Origin of the sequence: Acinetobacter sp. WA-87 (assembly GCF_039938935.1) — a bacterium.
GTDB lineage: Bacteria > Pseudomonadota > Gammaproteobacteria > Pseudomonadales > Moraxellaceae > Acinetobacter > Acinetobacter seifertii.
This window is the reverse complement of sequence record NZ_JBDUVF010000001.1, coordinates 1,349,950-1,371,719: the sequence shown is the minus strand read 5'-3', so window position 1 is coordinate 1,371,719 and position 21,770 is coordinate 1,349,950. Positions and strand designations below refer to the sequence as shown.

The window sequence follows — 21,770 nt, the reverse complement described above, 5'->3', positions numbered from 1 at the left end:
TTGGATGGTTTAGTACATATGCGATGGGAGCTGCTAAGCCATCCTTTTTTTAGATAAATTTTTTTGTCTAAAAAACAATAAAAACTAAGTTTTACAGGTAAAACAAATAAAGTTCCAGCAGGACGCTGGAACTCAATAAAGGATGTAGAGATGAAAAAGACTTCATTGATCATGGCATTCATTGCACCGGTTACGCTGGGGGTAAGCGTCAATGCTTTTGCAAAAGATTCATTACTTGAGTGGAAAAGTGATGATGGAACTGAGTCATTAAAGTTGGGTGGGGTGGTTCGGTTAAATCAACGTTATGAAGATTGGGAAGGACCAAACCGTGGTTTTGGTAAGCTCTATTTCGACGTGTTCAGGGTTGATCTGAAAGGTAAGTTTGATGATGCTTACATCAATGCCAGCTATCTGTTTCAAGATCAACAGAAAACTGCTATTGAAAAAGCCTATGTGGGTTATAACTTAAATGCCAATAACAGCATTGAAGCAGGTTTGGTTTATAAACCTTTCACGATTTATCCCTATCCGCAAAATGGTTGGACTTACCACATTCCATTCTTTTTAGGTTATGGCAATAATATTGCACCAGGACTTAACTGGAATTATCACGACAAAGACTGGGATGTAAAACTCGGTTATTACCCACAAATGTTAGAGACCAACTTACGTTATTCACCTGATAGTGCAACTTATGATGACTTGGCAGGAAATGCATTTCCATCTCAAAAAGCCTATCAAAATGAAAAACGCAATCAGGTGAATACCCGTATTGTACGTAAGTTAGAGACCGATTTTGGTAAGCAAGAGTTTGGTGTTTCTGGTGCAATTGCACAACTACATAACAAAGTGACTGATAAAGACGGCAAATATTATGCAGTCGGTTTGCATACTGAAAATAATTACAATCGCTTTAATTTACAAAGTTCGGTTATTCACTATCAATACGATGCGAAAAATCCGGATGGTGTAAATAGTGACATGACCTTAATGGGCAATAATGGCTTTACACCTGCTTATTTCATTGCTTCGGAAGGGACGATTGCCAGTTTAAACCTTGCCTATACCTTGCCTGTGACCAATATGGGCAAGCTAAAAGCCATCAAGTTTTATAATGACTATAGTTACCTTGATAAAAAACGTGATGATTGGTCAGATTCGCAAATGAATACCACAGGTATGATGTTTATTGCTTCACCCTTTATGGTTTGGGCAGATTATACGTGGGGTAAAAACTCCAATATTATTGGTGGTTCGACTAACTCAACAGGTTATACCTCTGCAACCTCGCCAAATAGCGATAAATGGCTATACCGTATTAACTTTAATATCGGCTTTACTTTCTAAAGTAAGTAGCATTAAAAAACCACGCAATCGGCGTGGTTTTTTTATTTAATAAGTTAAAGCGTTTAATACCTGTTTTTTTCAAACTTATTCCAAAATACAAAAGCAGTCACAAAGGCCAAAATAGTCAGCGCGAAAATATAATACACCGCACCAATATCACTATATTGACTGAGCCAATGAACGAGAGGCAGTGTCATACCGCCAACAATCGCATATGACAAATTATAAGAAAATGAAATGCCCGAGAAACGCACAGGCGCGGGGAACATTTTAACCATACTGCTCGATACCATGCCGACAGTACCTGAGCATAGACCCAACAACATATATAAACCAAAAATGGTTGAATGTGCGGCATGTCCTAAACTGTTATAAAAAACTGCTGCTGTGAGTGCTACGGCAAGTGTACCGACCATCATGACTTTGCCACAGCCAAAACGGTCAGCAAAATAGCCAGCCAAGATACAGCCGACCATTTGCATAACAATTGCTGCACTTTGCATTTCAAAAGTTTGGGCGCGCTCAAAGCCAAATGAACCAATCAATAAATTTGGCATGGCTAAAATGACCACCACCACACAGCCCGTTAAAAACCATGTAAATAACATGCCAATGGCAACGGCTGTTTTATGCGTTTTTAACACTTGCTTGACTGGCATTTCTTTGGAAATTTCTTTACGAGCCTGCATAGCTTTAAACACAGGCGTTTCTTTTAAATAAGTCCGTAAATAAAGTGCGACTAGACCAAAAATACCGCCTGCAATAAAGGGTATACGCCAAGCCCAGTCATGGATTTGTCCTTCACTAAAATTCAGTGAAATCCATAAAGACATGAGTGCGCCTAGTAAAATTCCTAAAGACAGACCAGCGGTAAGTAAACCATTTGCCAGTCCGATTTTTCTTTCGGGTACATGTTCTGACACAAAGGTCCATGCAGCTGGAATTTCCCCCCCAATCGCAATCCCTTGTACCACACGCATAAGTAATAAAAGTAGCGGTGCCAAATATCCAATATTTTCAAAGGTGGGCAATATCCCAATAAACAGGGTAGGCAGCGCCATCAGCAAAATAGAAAGCGAAAATAGTTTTTTGCGCCCGACCAGATCACCAAAATGGGCCATGACAACCCCACCCAAAGGCCTAAAAAAGTAACCTGCTGCGAAAATACCGTAAGTGTTAAGCATGGCCCAAAAAGGACTAAGCGTACTTGGGAAAAACAGGTCAGAAATGATTTTGGCGTAAAAGACATAAATCACGAAATCGTAAAATTCTAAAGCACCGCCCAATGAAGAAAGGGCCAGCGTTCGTTTATCTTCTTTATTAAGATAGTTCGCATCCTGCAAAGTTAAGTCCTGATCCATTTTTTACTTAATTGTTGTAATTGAAGTTTGGATATTAATGGAAAAGTGAAGTAAAAGTAAATGGAGGAAATTTGTTCTATCAAGAAGGTTAGATTTTCATTACTCAAATAAAAAAGCTTTAAAACAAAAAATGTATTAGATGAAACAAAAACAGATGTAGGAATGACTTTTCTTTTGGGCTATTCAGCGACACAATAAAACTTGTCATATCGAGCTTAATGAGAGATTCAAAGGATGAGTGTAGTTTTACCAGTCGCAAAGCGTGGTGAAGATATCTTAAAACTGATTGCGGCTCCTGTCTCGGCAAATGAACTAAACAGTGATTGGCTTTATCAGCTTGCTGCTGCTATGCAAGCAACCATGCTTGAGCGTAATGGGGTAGGGATTGCTGCACCGCAAGTTTATATCTCTAAACGCGTCATTATTGTGGCATCGCGACCAAATCCACGCTATCCAGATGCGCCTGAAATGGATGCTGTGGTGATGGTAAATCCTGAAATTTTAGAATTTTCGAATGAAACACTTTTGGGTGAAGAAGGTTGTTTAAGTGTGCCTGATGAGCGTGGACAGGTCGAACGTGCAGAAATGGTTAAGGTTAAATATCTAACACTCAAAGGGGAGATGGTTGAAACAATTTTTCATGGTTTCCCAGCTCGCATTGTTCAACATGAAGTGGATCATTTAAATGGAATCTTATTTGTAGAAAGAATAAGCTAATCTTCAGTTTAAAGTTTTGAAAAATCTATAATGAGCTTGAAATGAATAAGACATAGCAATTACAATACTTATAGCGTGATATTTAAATCATTACAAAAGATATAATTTTAATATTATCAGCAGGTTGTGCTGAAATTTTGCGCTATGTTGTGAATCTCCTCATTTAAGGTTACTGACCATGAAAACCCCTCTCCCAGAATATTTGGCAAATGTTATAGAAGCCTGTGACATCGACAACAGTGGTCATCTCGCCGATTATATTCCTGAGTTGGCAAATGCAAACCCAGATCGATTAGCTTTAGCAATGTCTACGGTAGATGGCGAAATTTATTCGGTTGGTGATGATGATGTCGAGTTCACCATACAGTCGATTTCTAAACCTTTTGTATATGCTTATGTTTTACAACAACTTGGCATTGATGCAGTACTTGCGAAAGTAGGGGTAGAGCCTTCGGGGGAAGCCTTCAATGAAATTTCATTGGGTAAAGACGGACGCCCGAAAAACCCGATGATTAACTCTGGCGCAATTACTGTACATTCCTTGATTCAGGTCAAGCATGGTTTACATAGCGCAGAAATTCTACGCCGTTTTATGAGCGAGCTTGCAGGCCGCGAATTAAGTTTTGATGAGTCTGTTTATGATTCGGAAGTCAAAACAGCCTACCGTAATCTTTCGATCGGTTATATGTTGCGAACTGTCGGAATTTTGGAAACTGACCCTGTAGATATCGTGAATGGCTATATTCGCCAATGTGCGATTATGGTTACAGTTAAAGATTTGGTACGTATGGGCAGTGTACTTGCCAATGGTGGGGTCGACCCTAAAACTGGAAAGCGCTTATTGAACCGATCTGTGGTTAGACAAGTACTCAGTGTCATGATGAGCTGTGGTATGTATGATGCCGCAGGTGACTGGCTGTCGACTGTAGGTATTCCTGCTAAGAGTGGTGTAGCAGGCGGTATTTTAGGTGTGCTGCCGGGTCAGGTCAGTATTGCTGCTTTTTCACCTCGTTTAGATGAGCATGGGCATAGTATTCGAGGCATCGATATTTTAGAGCGACTATCTCGTGACATGGGATTACACCTCATGGAAGGTACACCTTCTGCACAAACGATTGTACAAAGTCATTACCGCACAGGAAAAGATGCTTCATTAAGTGTATATGTGCTTCGCGGTGTATTGAAATTTACTGAAGCTGAAATGTTGTTGCGCATTTTACAAGACGAGACAACTGACCAAAGCACAATCGTCATTGATTTAACCCAGATTTCACTTATCCACGATGTGGGTAAACGTATGTTCTTAGAAGGTGTTGATCGTCTGATTGATGATGGACATACGCTTGTTTTAGTCGACCCTGAACAGCGCTTAGACCATGCCAGAACTGGTAAAGATCGTGAGCTTCATGTCTATCATGATTTTGATGATTTGCTCGAAAAGCATGACCTACCTGCAAAAAAAAAGACTTATAGCGACATCGCGGCACTTCTAAACTGCTGAGGTGTTTTTCCTAGATGTCGCTTAAACATTGCACTGAACGCGCTGGGGTTTGTATACCCCAGTGATTCTGAAATTTGAGCAATAGATTCACCATTCGCGATTTTACTTAAGGCAAGTGCAATATGCATTTGCTGGACCCATGCCCGATAAGACAGTCCAGTTTCTTTTTGGAACATGCGCATTAGGGTTCTAGAACTCGCACCAATCTCATCAGCCCAATCTGTCAAATCTTTTGAATGATCAGGAGTATGTAATAACTCTTGGCAAATTTTTAAGAGTCGTTTGTCTTTCGGCCATGGAATCTGAATAGGCAATAAATTGGCCCGATGAATTTCTTCAAAAATCAAAATTTGTAAAGAACGGGAAAGCTCTTGAGACGTCGCCGTATTTGGCGTGTCTTCTCGCTCAATTTCATTTAAACGAATCAAAAGTTCATGTAGAAGGTTGCTTACCCGAATAATAAAGCAATGCTGACCCATTAGAGCGGCTGCATTTACTTCAACCAACGCCGTATTTAACTTTACGTGACTCAGTGAAATCACACTGTGCTCGACATGAGCAGGAATCCATAAGGCACACATGGGTGGCACAATCCACACATGATTAGGTGTAAACACCTGAATGTTGCCAGTGGACGCATATAAAAACTGCGCACGTGTATGCGTATGGGTAGGTGTGATTTCTCGGTAAGAATGCTCAGAAGATAGCCCAATCACAAGTTCAGACAAATCAGACTGAATAAGAGAATCGGACATAAACTATCCTAAAAATTGTCACTTATACGATGATTATTGGAAGATAACTTTGTAAGCGACAATTTACAATAAGCATCTCATTTAAAAATATTGGAGTTTTTCAGGTATGACGTCTTCAATACAATTGAAAGATGGTATTGCCAATACCGTTGCAAATGATCAGCCTCAAGGAATGATTATTAAAATTGTAGGCGCTGTGGCAGTCGCACATTTACTGAATGATTTAATTCAAGCAGTGCTACCCGCTATTTATCCAATGCTAAAAGCAAACTTTTCGCTGAGTTTTGCGGAGGTTGGCCTGATTTCGTTTGTATATCAAATTACAGGTTCACTGCTCCAGCCTTGGATTGGACTTTATACCGATAAACATCCAAAACCCTATCTTCTTCCGCTCGGAATGGTCGTCACATTCTGCGGCATTATCTTATTAGCATTTTCACCTAGTTTTGCTGTGTTGTTATGTGCGTCGGCGCTAATAGGGGTCGGGTCTGCAACATTTCATCCTGAAGCTTCACGGGTGGCGCGAATGGCATCGGGTGGGCGCTTTGGTACGGCACAGTCGACTTTTCAGGTGGGCGGAAACACGGGTACAGCCATTGGCCCATTATTAGCAGCATTATTGATTGTTCCATTTGGGCAGCATGCAGTTGCGGGTTTGGTGATATTTGCACTTTTGGCAATTTGGGTTTTATTTGGTGTAAGCCGCTGGACGGTAAGTAATGCAAAAAGTCAGGTGGTTGCACGTGTTACTCAAGCACAGAGTAAATTGCATGGCCGTAAGCTCATTATTGCTTTGAGCACAATTAGTGTGTTGATGTTTGCTAAATTTACCTACATTGCGAGCATTAGTAACTACTTTACCTTTTACTTGATTCAAAAGTTCCATATTAGTATTCAGACCGCTCAGTTGCATTTGTTTGCCTTTTTGGCAGCCGTTGCTTTAGGTACATTTGCAGGTGGCCCAATTGGTGACAAAATTGGCCGTAAAGCGGTGATCTGGGTTTCATTTGTTGGTATGGCGCCGTTCGCATTAATGATGCCGTATGCAAACTTATTCTGGACAACAGTTTTCTCAATTATTGCAGGTTTGGTGTTGTCATCGGCCTTTGCAGCGATGGTAGTGTATGCGCAAGAAGCTGTTCCGGGCCGTGTGGGTATGATTGCCGGTTTAATGTTTGGTCTTATGTTTGGGGTAAGTGGTATTGCCGCAGCTGGGTTAGGGCATTTAGCTGATATTAACGGCATTGAATGGGTATTTGGTTTATGTTCATTCTTGCCATTACTTGGATTTGCAACTGCATTTTTACCCAACACAAAAGTTAAATAAATGAAAAGACTCTCAGTCATATTCGGCTGAGAGTTTTTTTAGATAAATATAGTTCCAATTAAAAAGACTATTTCTGAATACCAAATTTAAATACGGTGACACTGTTATAAGTTTGATTTGGATTCAAACGTGTAGAAGGGAAGGATGGTTGATTCGGGCTATCTGGAAAATGCTGTGTTTCTAATGCTAGCGCATCTGCTTGTCGATAGAGTACGCCATTTGCACCAGCAACATTCCCTAGTAAATGATTGGCTGTATACATTTGAACGCTTGGTTCAGTAGTCAAGACTTGCAGTGTCCGTTTAGATTTTGGGTCAAAAACATGAGCTGCAAGATTTAACTTTCCTTGAGACTTTTGATTAAGTACCCAAGTTTGGTCATAGCCATATCCATAGGCCAATTGCTGATGATTCGCTCGAATATCTTTCACAATTGCTTTAGGCGTTCGAAAATCAAAAGGCGTACCTGCAACTGAAGCAATTTCACCTGTTGGTAATGAGTTTTGATCGGTTACCAATACACGGTCTGCATTGAGTTGTACAACATGATCTAGCACACCATAAGGGTTGTTGCCAGCGCCTGATAAGTTGAAATAACTGTGGTTGGTGAGGTTGACGACTGTAGGCTGATCAGTTTTGGCTTTATATTCAATCTTGAATTCATTTTGATCTGAAAGACTGTAAATTACTTCCACATCTAATTTCCCAGGAAAACCTTGATCACCATTTGGACTGGTTAACTTCAGAGAAGCTTTAACGGTTTCACCTTTGGAAACGAGGGGCTTAACTTGCCAAACACGTTTATCAAAACCAGGATTCCCGCTATGTAATGAATTCGGCCCATTATTTTTTTCAAGATTATACGTTTTTCCATCTAAGCTAAATTTAGCATTACCAATACGGTTCGCATAACGGCCAATTAACCCACCAAAATGAATGCCTTCCTTGGTATCAGTGACTTCATAGCCTTTTAGGTCATCGAAGCCTAAAACAATATTATTTTGTTTACCATGTGCATCGGGAGTCAAAATCTGGGTAATTACACCACCATAACTAATAAAAGAAACTGAGACTCCTTTGTTATTGCTCATGGTGTATAAATCAACTTTTTGGCCGTTTTGAGTCGTACCATATGGTTTTACATTTAATGTGGCTGCATTGGTAAGTTGTGCAAAGCTATAAATCGTAATACCTAAAATTACTAATTTTTTCATGCTTATACTCTATTTTTTAATAATTGGACTGGATGAATATAAGATTGATTTTTCATCTTTTTAAAGAGGTTTTTATTATATATAGTGTTAATAATAATCGAGTAGTTAATGCTAAGTATTGAACTAACTCACACAGCTTAAGGCTATGAACAAAATAACTCGATTAGTAAAATTCAACGGTAAGCTATTTTTATGAATCATCCCGACTCGGTTTTAAAATTTTCGCTTGGTCTTAATGGCTTGTCATTCGAAATAGGCAAACAGCACATTCGAATTGAGCAGGGCTTGAGTTTTGTTGATGCAAAAAGTATGAGTCATGGTGTTATTGATGAGCTGGCTATCGAAAAGATGATTTATTTTATTGAAGAAATCATCGAGTCACAGCTACTCAGAAATCTAAAGATAAGTGGTTTAGCCGTTACGTCTGATGCAGCCATGACACAACTGAGTGAGTTATTTTTTAGTGCAAAAAAGCAAATCAGCCGTATCGAGCTTGAGCATGGATTCAATGATTTTATTGAGCGTTTGAGCTACTACACAAGCCAAGTGGCTCCAGATCAGCTTTATGTTTTTACCTACTTTGTATTTGTTCGAGAAATGATGCATCACTTAAGAGTTGAGGAAATTAAGATCTTTTAAAAAATCACTTTGTTAATCTGGTAATGAGACTGTTAAAGAGAAGGCTGGCTAAGTTAGATTTAAAGGAATGTCTACATGAAGTAGAGAGTCTTGCAGTAGACTCATTGAAATTTCTCGATCCTAAGGACTGGGAGATTTTTTAAGCTTAAAATTTAAGTTTACGAATGAGAAAAAGATATTAATAAATAATTGTTTAGAAAGTTGTAATTGATTAAGAAATGTGCATAATTTTTATTAATTACTAACTTTAAAATAACGTTAATATGGATATAGAAATTAATTTTTTTGAGCTAGAAAAACAAAATTTTGAATTAAATCTTTTTGTAAGAGAAGTAAATGATAAAGATGAAAAAAAATTGACAGTTGAAAATTCTAGGTTAGTAAATTTATCTATATCTGATCAAAAAAAACTCTATGAAGTTGTGATGGAAAAGCACGCTAATTTTGAGGAAAAAACTATATCAAGTTTAGAAAGTCCTTATCTAACTTTGTGGTATATATCACAATTAATTAGACTAACTTATTTCTATGATCGATACGAAAAATTTGAAAAAAATAAGCTTAAATTTTTTATAAAAACTAATTCAAATATAGCAGGGGATCAAGAAATTACTATACAGCCTGAATATATAGAAGTGGATAATAAAATAGGATTTTTAATAGATTTTCATTTTAATAAATCTGATTCATATACTGATTACAAACAGATTCAAAAACTATCTTTCTCACTAACCCCCGATGGTAAGGTTAATGGGTTTAAAAATAAAAATATAAGAGAGTTTATAGAGAGGAATTTTAAAAATTATATCGATAAAATTTTAGAAAAAATAGATATTAAAATAGTAAAGAAATGGTACGTGAAAAAATATTCTTTATTGAATAAATGCTTTTATTCAAATGGTCAAGTTGAGTTGTTGTCTAATTTAGACTTAATACGAAAATATCCAGAAAAAATAAAATTTGCAGACAATAAAAACTTTTACTTTTTGTTTGATGAAAGGAATGTTTTTTTTGCTAGAAATGTATATAAGGCTTTAGCTGGAGCATTATTTAAAAATTATTTTTCAGGAATGAAGGATTTTTTTAATATGAGTATTGATAAGGGGAATGTGAAAAAATACGAGTTGAAAGGTAATCTCCTCGGAAATTTGAAAAATATAGAGCAGGAAATTCTTAAAAAAGATAAAAATGCTTTTTTAGTAATTTGTTTACATGGTAGAGAAGAGTATATATCTAGTCAATTTTATACTGCAATTAAGTTACTTTGTTTAAAGTATGATGCTGGATCACAATTTTTATATAGTGATAAGCTTTCTAATGAAAATACTTTAAAATATAGTATTTCCAATGTTGCTTTACAGATCTTTTGTAAAGCAAATGGAATACCATGGAGTGTTACTAATAGATCTGATGAAAAAGAAAGTCTAATTATTGGTATTGGTACTAGTCATAAGAGACTAAATGAGGAAAAAACAATTTTTCATGCATTTGCTATGTGTACAGATTCATCTGGTATTTTTAGCTCATCCATGACACTCGCCCATTCTGAAATAAAAAATAATTATTTCAGTGATATAGAGAAAAATTTAACTGAATTGAAGAAATCCTCAAACCTTAGTAATTACAAGCAAGTAGTTTTTCATCTTACTAATAAAATTAGTAACTCTGATATGAGAATATTAAGTGACATTATCAAAAATATCTTTAATGATCGTGCGGATTTAGTAATTTTGAAACTAAATAAATCTTCTAAATATATAGGTTTCTCAGAGAGGAATGATTGTGTAGTTGCTAAAGGTGTATGTATAAAGTTAAATGCTAGAAAATTCTTATTGTGGACAGATGGGCATTGTAATGAAAATATTTATAGTAATAGGCCTTCAAAACCAATTGACATCGAGATACTGCACAGTCCTAAAGATGTAATTGTAAAAAATCTTTTAGAGGATATCTTTAAACTTTCAAGTGCAAACTGGCATGGTTTTAAAACAAACTCATTACCGATTACACTTGTGTATTCTAAAGATATTGCAAACTTTATTTATTATGTACATGAAAGTGGTTTGTTAAAAAAATTGCAAGAATTACCAACTTCGAAAGTTTCTAGTCCATGGTTTTTATAATATGAATAAAGATTACTTTAAAGATAATACATTGCTTTTTATTTTAGGTGCTGGAAGTAGTATTGATGCAGGTATTCCTACAGCCTATAAAATGGTGTCTGACTTTGAAGATAGGATTAAAAATGATAATGAACTCAAAAAACTCTATTCATATTTTAAAAGCGCTATAATTTTTCAGAGAGGTTTGAAGTGTTATTCACCTAATGTTTCTGTAAGTATTGAAGAAATACTTAATGTTATTGAGGCACTTAATTTACAAGAAGATAATATTCTTTATCCATATATTGGTACATGGTCTCAACATTTTTTAAAAACCTCGGGTGCAGATTTTGAAAATGTAAGAAAATTAGATGTAAAAATTAGAGAACTTTTATTTTCATGGATTACTTTAAATGATTATAGAAAATCAAAATATTTTTCAAACATAGGCCGACTTGCTACAGATATTAATACTTCAATTCGTATTTTTAGTTTGAATTATGATATATGTGTAGAAAAAGCGTTTCGCATCTCTGATATGAGAATTGAAACTGGAATCTCTCCAGAAACATATGAGTGGTCTTCACTTCGGTTCGATGATTTACCTGATAATGAAATACCTGATGCATATTTATATAAACTTCATGGTTCTATCGACTGGGAAAAACAAGATTCAGGATTGCCTAAGTATTCAGAAACACCTATTAAAGATGATCCACAGGTAATTTTTGGTACAGCTGTCAAACTTAGATCTTTGGATCCATATCTATTTAATCTATATGAGTTAAGAAAATACTCATTACATGAGAATTTAAGATTCATTGTCATAATAGGATATAGTTTTAGTGATGACCACATAAATCGATTGATACAGCAATCTCTTTTACAAAGGAAGTTGATAAAATTAATAATAATTGCGCCTGATAATGAGGAAAAATTATATGAGAGAACAGTTAGAGAAAAATTCTTAACGGAAAATATTGAAGATAATAGATTAATTTTTGTTAATGAGTTTGCTAAAAATTTTCTTGAGAATTTAAATTTGGATTTCTTTAATCAGTATTATCAAGAAGACCCAGATTTACCATTTTGAACTCATTTAGTATATTGATTCCCTTGAGTTTGAGGGAATCAATATAAAAGTATTAATTAAGCAATCGAATCATCTAAATTCGGCGCTAACCAACGCTTCGCTTCATCTAGTGTCCAACCTTTACGTTTTGCATAATCTTCAAGTTGGTCTTGAGAGATTTTGCCCACGTTAAAGTATTCGCTTTGTGGATGTGAATAATAGAAACCACTTACCGAAGATGGCGGCATCATTGCAAAGTGTTCAGTCAGTTTAGTACCGATTTTTCCGGTAGAACCTAACCAATCAAATAACACTGCCTTTTCAGAGTGCTCAGGGCAAGCAGGGTAGCCCGGTGCAGGGCGAATACCGACGTATTTCTCTTTAATCAGTTCTTCATTACTGAGCTGTTCATCAGCTTTATAGCCCCAGAACTCTTTACGAATGCGTTCATGTAAGTGTTCTGCAAAAGCTTCAGCAAAACGGTCTGCCAATGACTGCACTAAAATTGCAGAGTAGTCATCACCTTTGGCTTTGTATTCATTTGCCAATTCTTCTGCACCAAAAATTGATACAGTGAATCCGCCTAAGTAGTCCTGTTGCTCACGGTTATTACGAATGTAATCTGCCAAAGACAAGTTTGGTTTACCTGTTATTTTGTCAGATTGTTGACGTAAGTGCTCAAAAGTATGAGTAACATTTTGACCCGCTTCATCAAATACGCTCACTGTATCTGCGTCAGTGCGCTGTGCTGGGAACATACCAAATACAGCACGAGCATCAAAACGGTTGTTGTCGATAATATCTTTCAACATTGCTTGAGCTTGGTTGTAAAGGTCAGTTGCCGCTTCACCCACCACTTCATCTTCTAAAATTTTCGGGAATTTACCTGCCAAGCTCCAAGAAATGAAGAATGGTGTCCAGTCAAAATATTCTACAAGGGTTGCAAGCGGGTAGTTGGTGAGGACTTGTGTTCCCAAAAGATTTGGTTTTGGTGGTACATAGCTCTCATCAATTTTAAAACCATTTTCAACCGACTCTTTATAAGTCAGTTTGGCCGCTTTTGGTTGTTTGTTGGCTAAACGTTCACGAATTTTGGCATATTCAGCACGATGCTCTGCAATAAAGTTTCCACGCATTTCTTTCGAAAGGAGAGTGGTTGCAACACCTACAGCACGTGAAGCATCTGCAACATAAATCACTGCATCGTTTTGATACTGAGGGTCAATTTTTACTGCTGTGTGCGCTTTAGAAGTAGTCGCGCCACCAATCAATAAAGGAATGTTAAAACCCTTACGTTGCATTTCTTTCGCAACAAATACCATCTCATCTAAAGATGGAGTAATCAGACCAGACAACCCAATGATGTCACATTTTTCATCAATTGCAGTTTGCAAGATTTTCTCGCAAGGTACCATCACGCCAAGGTCAACAATATCGTAACCATTACAGCCAAGTACTACGCCAACAATATTCTTACCAATATCGTGTACGTCGCCCTTAACAGTTGCCATGAGGACTTTACCTTTAGATTGGCTGCCTGTTTTTTCAGCTTCAATGTATGGGTTGAGCCAAGCCACAGCTTGCTTCATAACACGTGCAGATTTCACAACCTGAGGTAAGAACATTTTCCCCGAACCGAACAAGTCACCTACCACGTTCATACCATCCATCAAAGCGCCTTCGATTACATCTAAAGGACGTTTTGCTTTGAGGCGAGCTTCTTCTGTATCTTCGTCAATGTAGGTAGTAATCCCTTTAACCAACGCATATTCAAGACGTTTTTCGACTGACTCATTACGCCATTCAAGGTTCTCGGCTTCTTTGGCAGCACCGCCTTGTCCGCGGTATTTTTCAGCGACTTCAAGCAGTTTCTCAGTCGCAGCTTGACCAGATTCACCTTGGTTTTGGTTTAAGATGACATCTTCAACAGCATCTTTGAGTTCTTTAGGAATATCATCATAAATCGCCATTTGACCAGCATTTACAATCCCCATGGTCATGCCTTGTTTAATAGCATGGTACAAGAACACAGAGTGAATCGCTTCACGAACAGGCTCATTACCACGGAACGAGAATGAAACGTTCGACACGCCACCAGAAATCATGGCATGTGGTAAGTTTTGTTTAATCCAACCTGTGGCTTCAATAAAATCGACGCCATAGTTATTGTGTTCTTCGATCCCTGTTGCCACAGCAAATACGTTCGGGTCAAAAATAATATCTTCAGCAGGGAAGCCTACATCGTTAACCAAAACATCATAAGAACGTTTACAGATTTCACGTTTACGTTCAGCAGTGTCGGCCTGACCTGTTTCATCAAAGGCCATCACAATAATTGCTGCACCATATTGACGGCACAGGCGAGCTTTTTCGACAAACTCATCATAACCTTCTTTCAAAGAAATCGAGTTAACAACTGGTTTACCTTGTACGCATTTTAAGCCAGCTTCAATGATTTCCCATTTTGATGAGTCAATCATGATCGGCACACGTGAAATATCTGGTTCAGAAGCTACAAGGTTTAAGAAATGCACCATCGCATTTTGCGAATCGAGCATCCCTTCATCCATGTTAATGTCAATAATTTGTGCGCCAGCTTCAACTTGCTGCTGTGCAACTTCTAAAGCTTCGGCAAAGTTTTCTTCACGAATGAGACGTAAGAATTTTTTCGAACCTGTAACGTTAGTACGTTCACCCACGTTCACGAAAAGTGAGTCATCATAAATATTAAATGGCTCTAAACCACTTAAACGGCAAGCAGGGACTGTTTCAGGAACTTGGCGAGGTGCAATGTCTTTTACTGCATTAGCAATAGCGCGAATATGATCAGGTGTGGTACCACAGCAACCACCAGTAATATTAATTAAGCCGCTTTCTGCAAATTCTTTTAAGAATGCAGCAGTTTGTTCTGGTGTTTCATCATATTCACCAAAAGCGTTTGGTAAGCCTGCATTTGGGTGTGCTGAAACAAACGTATCTGCGACATCGGAAATAGTTTTTACATGAGGACGCATTGCATCTGCACCAAGCGCACAGTTAAAGCCAATCGATAGTAAGTCACCATGACGTACAGAGTTCCAGAACGCTTCGGCAGTTTGACCTGTTAAGGTACGACCCGATGCATCGGTAATGGTCCCTGAAATCATGATTGGTAATTCATGACCAATTTGTTTAAAGACTTCTTTTACCGCAAAAATTGCCGCTTTACAGTTTAAGGTATCAAATACAGTTTCAATCAGAATGATATCTGCACCGCCTTCAATCAGCGCATGAGTCGCTTCAATATAGTTTTCTTTTAGCTCATCAAAGGTAATGTTACGAAAAGCAGGGTCATTTACATTTGGTGAAATTGAACAAGTACGCGAAGTTGGCCCAAGTACACCTGCTACAAAACGCGGCTTGTCTGGAGTTGAATACTTTTCACAAGCTGCTTTGGCTAAACGTGCTGCTTCACGGTTAATCTCTGGAACAAGATCTTCCATATGGTAATCAGACATTGAAACACGCGTACCGTTAAAGCTGTTGGTTTCAATAATGTCTGCACCAGCATCAAGATAAGCTTCATGAATGCCTTGAATAATTTGAGGTTGTGTCAAAACTAAAAGGTCGTTGTTACCTTTTAAGTCATGTGCCCAATCGGCAAAACGCTCACCACGGTAGTCGGCTTCTTCTAACTTATGGCGCTGGATCATCGTTCCCATGGCACCATCAATAATCAGAATGCGTTTAGCAAGAAGCGCTTTTAGGGTGGCAAGCGTAGACATAAAAAACCCCGATCTTTTATATGAATTTAAAAATGCGGCGCTATTGTAACAGAATAGCAGCACAAATGATGACCTACGAAGGTCACGAGTCGATGAGTAAAAAATTAGTAAAAAGAGTCGGTTTTATGACAAAAACAAAAAAATTTTCATGAAATATTCATCAAATGATCATGATATTGAAATATTTCATGCCCAATATGCCGAAATATTACAGTTGTTTTGTATGAAAAATAAACATATGGGTCATTTTATTTATTTTTTTGCTGTAAAAATAAGCACAAAAGGAGCTCGTAAATAATGATTTAAGTTATTGTATTTTAATAAAAAAATAAAAAATAGCGAGGAAAGGTGCATCAAATGAGGTCAAAATATAAAAAATTGACTTCATCAGGCGGCTCTTTGTCATATAATTGTCATAATTTAATTTAAGAATACAGAGGATTTTATTATCCTCTTACCGTCTGCATGAATTCTAATCTACCCCCTGTTTCGGATTCAAAACTTGCGGCAAACCTGCAAGCAAAATCGACGAATGTACACGTCCCAACACCGAAATTTTTTATGCCGGTGTTTCTGACGATTATTGTTGCAACACTTATTTATATTGGGTTTCAGGTTAGTGCTGATTTAGCGCATGTTCCACCTTTGAGCCTTTATTCGGTTATTCTTTTATCTACTGCGCTTTTCATTGCATTGGGCTTTGAATTTGTAAATGGTTTCCACGACACTGCCAATGCAGTTGCAACGGTCATTTATACAAATGCATTGCCGGCACCAGTTGCAGTCATGTGGGCTGGTTTTTGTAATTTCCTTGGGGTAATGGTCGCAAGTGGTGCTGTTGCTTATGGCATCATTGCATTGCTTCCTGTTGAACTTATCATGAATATGGGTAGCGGTGCTGGCTTTGCAATGGTTTTTGCATTGTTAATCGCTGCAATTCTTTGGAACCTTGGTACTTGGTTCTTAGGAATCCCAGCTTCTAGCTCTCACACCTTGATTGGTTCAATCTTGGGCGTGGGTATTATGAACCATCTATTGAGTGCATCGACTGGCGTAACGACCAGTGGTGTAGATATGGATCAGGTGATTAAAGTAGGTAAGGCATTATTATTTTCACCTTTAATTGGTTTTGCTTTTGCAGCAATCTTATTCTTGTTGGTTAAAACTATTTTTAAACGCCAATTAGAACTATTTCAGCCACCTGAAGGTAATAAGCCACCACCAGCAATCATTCGTGCAATTTTAATCTTTACCTGTACAGGTGTAAGTTTTGCACACGGTTCAAATGACGGCCAAAAAGGTATGGGACTCATCATGCTCATTTTGGTTGGTTTAGTACCTTTAGCTTATTCAATCAATAAAAACCTCGATACACAACAGGTTCAATCATTCCACCAGCTTTCTTCTCAAACTGCTGTTTTGTTAAACCATAATCAGCAAGAATTGACTGATGAAAAAGCGCGTGAAGTTTTAACTAAATATATTCAAACCAAGCAACAAACACCTGAAGTTGTACCTGCATTGGCAAGTATGACTGACCATTTAGGTGCTCGTGTTTCTAGCTATCGTGACTTAAAAGATATTCCAGAAGCTGCGATTAGTGAAATTCGTAATGACATGTATTTAAGTACAACGACGTTTAAACGTTTGGACAAAGCAGATGCTTTACCAAAGATGGATGATTCACAGAAAAAGCTTGTGAAAGATTATCGTGGTAGCTTGGATTCATTCTTACAGTACATTCCAAACTGGGTGAAAGTTGCAGTTGCATTAGCGCTTGGTCTTGGCACTATGGTCGGTTGGAAACGCATTGTGGTGACTGTAGGTGAGCGTATTGGTAAGGACCATATGACTTATGGTCAAGGTATGTCTGCTGAGCTTATTGCAATGAGTACAATTGCAGCAGCAGATGGTTTAGGTATGCCAGTTTCAACTACACATGTTTTAAACAGTGCTGTTGCAGGTACCATGGTTGCAAATAAATCAGGTTTAAACTTTAATACTGTTAAAACAATCTTATCAGCTTGGATATTTACTTTACCTGCGACTATCTGTTTGTCAGGTGGTTTATATTGGTTGTTCTTAAAGTTCATTTAAGTTGTCTGTTTAAATCTAAAAGGCCACTATTATTAGTGGCTTTTTTATTGGCATATTTAAAAAAAAAGATCGCTTTTTTCAGATAAATTCAGTAAAGAATGAATGATTATTGCAAATACTTATTGCTGTGTGACTAGCTCAAAAAATTGATGAAAGGATATAGAATGAAAACGGTTCAACTTGATCAGCTAAAACAACAATTCCCACTCATTCAAACATTACAAGATTACCAAGAAACATTTTGGTTTAACCCGAATCGTTATCCTTTAAAAGATGCACTCGCGAAAGTTGGTCTTAGCGAGCAAGATGTAAAAGACGCCGAGGCTAGGCTAGACCGTTTTGCTCCTTACTTGGCAAAAGTCTTTCCTGAAACTCAAACGCAACACGGAAAAATTGAATCCGAGTTAGTTGAAATTGCAAATATGCAACACGCCCTATCTGTAAAAGAGCAAAAGGAACTTACAGGGAGCCTTTGGCTTAAAAAAGATAGTCATTTACCGATTTCAGGTTCAATTAAAGCACGTGGTGGTATTTATGAAGTCTTGGCTCATGCTGAAAAACTAGTAATTGAGGCAGGGCTTCTTAAGTTAGAAGATGATTACAGTAAACTCGACCAAGATGCATTTCGGACATTTTTTTCCAAATATCAAATTGCAGTAGGCTCTACAGGTAATCTTGGTTTATCTATTGGTATTATGAGTGCGAAGCTCGGCTTTAGAGTGACAGTGCATATGTCTGCCGATGCAAGGCAATGGAAAAAGGATAAATTGCGTTCATTGGGCGTTAACGTGGTTGAATATGACAGTGATTATGGGGTTGCTGTAGAGCAGGGACGTAAAGCTGCAGAACAAGATCCAAATTGCTTTTTTATTGACGATGAAAATTCAACAACATTATTTTTAGGTTATGCCGTTGCGGGGTTACGTTTAAAACAGCAGTGTGAGCAAAAGCAGATTAAAGTCGATGCTGAACATCCATTATTTGTTTATTTACCTTGTGGCGTAGGTGGTGGCCCCGGTGGCGTGAGTTTTGGGCTTAAACTTGCTTTTGGTGAGCATGTACATTGTATCTTTGCAGAACCCACGCATTCACCTTGTATGTTATTGGGTGTGCATACAGGACTGCACGATGAGATTTCAGTAAATGATATTGGTTTAGATAACATTACTGCTGCAGATGGGTTAGCTGTTGGTCGTGCTTCTGGGTTCGTAGGGCGGGCTATGGAACAGTTAATTGATGGTTACTACACGATTCATGATGAACGTTTATATGAGCTGATTGCACTTTTAAATCAAACGGAAAATATTCAAGTTGAGCCCTCAGCAGCGGCTGGCATGATGGGGTCATATTATGTGCAAACTACTCCTGATTATTTAGCTTTACATCAATTGTCAGCAGAGAAGTTAAATCAGGCGACACATGTGGTTTGGGCAACTGGTGGCGGTATGGTGCCACCGGATGAAATGCAAAAATATTTGACACATAGTCAAAACAAATAATTAGATCGAAAAAAAGCCCAATTCGAAAATTGGGCTTTTAATTTCATTATTTTTTAGAGAATTTCTTAAAAGGAAGTTTCTCTGCTGCAAAACCGTAAATAGCAGCAAAAGGGAGAGCTGTACGGGCTAAATAAGCCACACGCCATAGTCCACCGTGATTGGCACCTTCCATCATTAATTCTAGGGGATGATCAAGTACAGTTTCTGGGTTTGCTACAGAGGACTCACTTCTTAAGTCATGAATCCATAGCGCTGCCATAATCGCATTGGTCGTTTCAGGGCTGAATGCTTCAACGTCAAAAAGTTCGGCACCATTAAATGCTGCTTTAAGTAATGGGTTTTTGGTCACCGAGTGAGTTGTGGTAGACGGAGCAATATTAATACTTACACGTTGGCCTTGATGACGAGCAAGTGTTGCACGCCATTGTTGAATGCGTTTTGCCAAAGCATAGTTTGGTCCTTGTTCAACTACTAAGCAGTCTGCAATGCCATAAGTTTTACCATTCTCACTGGTAATTAAATCTTGATAAGGCGCTTGGAAAAAACGTTTAAGTGAAAGAGCAGAAACCCCTTTCGCAGCCATTTTTTGTAGTTGTGAACGCGATTTAAATTTCTCTTGAGCTGCTTCGGCAACTTCCTGAGGCACTGCGTAAACATCGGTTGGAGTACACATGAACATTAAGCTGGTATCTGATTTATGTTCACTCACATATTGCATAATACTGTCCATTGCCATTGAAACACGGACATGTTTTTCACCGTCTAAATACGCAATAGCAGCTAAATCTAACTTTTGTGGAAATTGAACTAACCACTGTGCAATTTCTGGAAGTTGAGTCAGTAAATTGGCACCTAATTTATCTTTTAACTCTGAGGCTTTTGCTGACGAGTCAACTGATTCAATCGTAGGGGCAATAAGCGTTGCATTTCCATTTTTAATCGTATTTAAGATTTTGTCCCACACTCGTGAATTTGGTAAGTCTATTGCAATAATATTAGCTTTCCATTTTGCCAGCCAAGGTAAGGGACCCGCTTCTGATGCTGCACCAAACAACACCATAGTACGATCTGATAAATCAAACCATTCAGGATGTGCAATAGCTTCACGCAATGCGTTTGCATGACTTGGTTCAATAATTCCTGCATTTTCCCATTTTTGAATTTGGTCAAGGAGACTTTGTCCACTGAGTTTCTGACCTTTATATGGAACATACCATTCCGGTGCCGATTCACTTTCGCCTTTGAACTTTACTGTATTTAAAGGTGCAGACGCAGGAATGCGAAGAGCATCTTTTAAAAGGTAATGTTTGCCATCTCTAAAAAAATCAAAAAGATGATGTGCCTTATGTAACCCTTGTTTTGCAATGGTGATTGGATTGTTGCTATTAGAAAGTCCATGCTGAACAAGCGATTTAAAGTATGTTGGATAATTTTTACGCCAGTTTTTCTCAGTCAAAATCTGTTGAGCAGTTTTATTATCTACAATAGATAAAGCTTCTGACAAAATCTCTTGGCCTGTGCGAGAAGTACTTTGCTTTTTTGTTGAAGCGTGTATTGGAAATTGTAGACCTTCTACTTGACTCTGACTGGACATAAAATATCTCACTTGTACGGTATCATTAATATACAGGTGTATACATTATCTATGCCAACGTAAAGAAACGAGTGGCAATAACTGACAAAATGAAAATTAAATTATTTATGTGATAGAGGTGGTTTGAGTGAATTTTTGTGATAATTCGATCTCATTTTTACCTCATTTTTTTTCACATTTTTAGAACATTTTTATAGACTTACGTTACATAAATGATTATTTTGTACAGAGCAAAGTCATCAGGTCTAAACTGAAGATAAAATGTTCAAAATGTATCAATAAAAAAGATACGATGATGATGAAAAACTAGACTTTTTTATTAAACGATAAGACTAGTGAAACGGAATAAGAAAGAATTGGGGTGAAACTAGATGGAAGACAACGTAAGATTGTCTTTTAAAAATCTTGGGGATATGGTGATTTTTTTGCACCATAATTTTCTAGTTTCGCCCCATCTAATTTTGGGTGAAACCCTCCATATAAGTTATTTTTCCATAAAGAAAAATTAATTTGCTTACAGTCTATCTAAATCTTTAGCAACGGCCTTTCTTAGCTTGTCCTGGTGGACAGAAGTCTCCTGGATGTCCGTAATGTGGTGAATCTGGATCGACCACAACACTGCCAGCAGGGGTGTAAACTGCACAAGCCGATAGTGATAATGTGAAAATTGCAGCTGCACAAACTAGAAATGTTTTCATATTGTTCTCACTTTTTATCATTCTCCCATTCAGTATTTACTATAGAAATTATTAGTTTGTTTTTCGATCTATTTTTGGTTAAGA

Annotated in this window: 15 protein-coding genes; 9 read left to right on the top strand and 6 right to left on the bottom strand. The window is 37.6% G+C overall.

Going from position 1 to position 21,770, the window contains the following annotated elements; translation table 11 throughout:
* Positions 1-150 precede the first annotated feature (150 nt).
* A complete protein-coding gene (locus tag ABFY81_RS06420; RefSeq protein WP_198071504.1) occupies positions 151-1,347 on the top strand; it encodes a hypothetical protein in 1,197 nt (398 codons plus the stop codon).
* Between the two features lie 62 nt (positions 1,348-1,409).
* Here the strand turns inward: ABFY81_RS06420 and ABFY81_RS06415 are convergent, their stop codons facing one another.
* Positions 1,410-2,708: an MFS transporter gene (locus ABFY81_RS06415; protein ID WP_347913354.1), complete on the bottom strand. Its 1,299-nt coding sequence runs from the start codon at positions 2,706-2,708 to the stop codon at positions 1,410-1,412.
* Between the two features lie 234 nt (positions 2,709-2,942).
* Here ABFY81_RS06415 and def point away from each other — a divergent pair, with 234 nt between their 5' ends.
* Together def and ABFY81_RS06405 are read left to right on the top strand one after the other, a co-directional pair.
* Positions 2,943-3,425 (top strand): peptide deformylase, encoded by a 483-nt coding sequence (gene def, locus ABFY81_RS06410; RefSeq protein ID WP_347913353.1) that lies wholly within the window; start codon positions 2,943-2,945, stop codon positions 3,423-3,425.
* A gap of 178 nt (positions 3,426-3,603) precedes the next feature.
* Positions 3,604-4,926: a glutaminase gene (locus tag ABFY81_RS06405; protein WP_191110181.1), complete on the top strand. Its 1,323-nt coding sequence runs from the start codon at positions 3,604-3,606 to the stop codon at positions 4,924-4,926.
* On the opposite strand, the gene ABFY81_RS06400 is transcribed toward ABFY81_RS06405, so the two are convergent.
* The gene (locus tag ABFY81_RS06400) at positions 4,893-5,681 is read right to left on the bottom strand and encodes a helix-turn-helix transcriptional regulator (protein WP_288420649.1); all 789 of its coding nucleotides are present in this window, start codon (positions 5,679-5,681) and stop codon (positions 4,893-4,895) included. The two genes, ABFY81_RS06405 and ABFY81_RS06400, sit on opposite strands and share 34 nt — an antisense overlap.
* 106 nt (positions 5,682-5,787) lie before the next feature.
* Here ABFY81_RS06400 and ABFY81_RS06395 point away from each other — a divergent pair, with 106 nt between their 5' ends.
* Entirely contained in the window at positions 5,788-7,008 is a 1,221-nt protein-coding gene (locus ABFY81_RS06395) for an MFS transporter (RefSeq protein WP_288420650.1), read from the top strand.
* 67 nt (positions 7,009-7,075) lie between these two features.
* On the opposite strand, the gene ABFY81_RS06390 is transcribed toward ABFY81_RS06395, so the two are convergent.
* Positions 7,076-8,221, bottom strand: coding sequence for an aldose epimerase family protein (locus ABFY81_RS06390; RefSeq protein ID WP_347913352.1), 1,146 nt, complete (start codon positions 8,219-8,221; stop codon positions 7,076-7,078).
* 192 nt (positions 8,222-8,413) lie between these two features.
* Here ABFY81_RS06390 and ABFY81_RS06385 point away from each other — a divergent pair, with 192 nt between their 5' ends.
* From ABFY81_RS06385 to ABFY81_RS06375, 3 genes are all read left to right on the top strand, one after another.
* On the top strand, positions 8,414-8,860 hold the full coding sequence (locus tag ABFY81_RS06385) for a hypothetical protein (RefSeq protein WP_347913351.1): 447 nt from the start codon (positions 8,414-8,416) through the stop codon (positions 8,858-8,860).
* A 263-nt stretch (positions 8,861-9,123) separates the two neighbouring features.
* Positions 9,124-10,983 carry a Piwi domain-containing protein gene (locus tag ABFY81_RS06380; RefSeq protein WP_347913350.1) on the top strand — a complete coding sequence of 620 codons (1,860 nt, stop codon included), beginning with the start codon at positions 9,124-9,126 and terminating at the stop codon, positions 10,981-10,983.
* A 1-nt stretch (position 10,984) separates the two neighbouring features.
* On the top strand, positions 10,985-12,055 hold the full coding sequence (locus tag ABFY81_RS06375; protein ID WP_347913349.1) for an SIR2 family protein: 1,071 nt from the start codon (positions 10,985-10,987) through the stop codon (positions 12,053-12,055).
* 56 nt (positions 12,056-12,111) lie between these two features.
* On the opposite strand, the gene metH is transcribed toward ABFY81_RS06375, so the two are convergent.
* On the bottom strand, positions 12,112-15,798 hold the full coding sequence (gene metH / locus ABFY81_RS06370; protein ID WP_347913348.1) for a methionine synthase: 3,687 nt from the start codon (positions 15,796-15,798) through the stop codon (positions 12,112-12,114).
* Positions 15,799-16,263: 465 nt separating this feature from the next.
* On the opposite strand from metH, the gene ABFY81_RS06365 reads away from it, so the two are divergent.
* Together ABFY81_RS06365 and ABFY81_RS06360 are read left to right on the top strand one after the other, a co-directional pair.
* Entirely contained in the window at positions 16,264-17,895 is a 1,632-nt protein-coding gene (locus ABFY81_RS06365) for an inorganic phosphate transporter (protein WP_347913347.1), read from the top strand.
* 164 nt (positions 17,896-18,059) lie between these two features.
* Positions 18,060-19,394 (top strand): D-serine ammonia-lyase, encoded by a 1,335-nt coding sequence (locus ABFY81_RS06360; protein ID WP_347913346.1) that lies wholly within the window; start codon positions 18,060-18,062, stop codon positions 19,392-19,394.
* A 46-nt stretch (positions 19,395-19,440) separates the two neighbouring features.
* On the opposite strand, the gene ABFY81_RS06355 is transcribed toward ABFY81_RS06360, so the two are convergent.
* Positions 19,441-20,988, bottom strand: a complete 1,548-nt coding sequence (locus tag ABFY81_RS06355; protein WP_347913345.1) for a hypothetical protein — start codon at positions 20,986-20,988, stop codon at positions 19,441-19,443.
* A gap of 533 nt (positions 20,989-21,521) precedes the next feature.
* A complete protein-coding gene (locus ABFY81_RS06350; RefSeq protein WP_019456973.1) occupies positions 21,522-21,686 on the bottom strand; it encodes a hypothetical protein in 165 nt (54 codons plus the stop codon).
* Positions 21,687-21,770 lie beyond the last annotated feature (84 nt).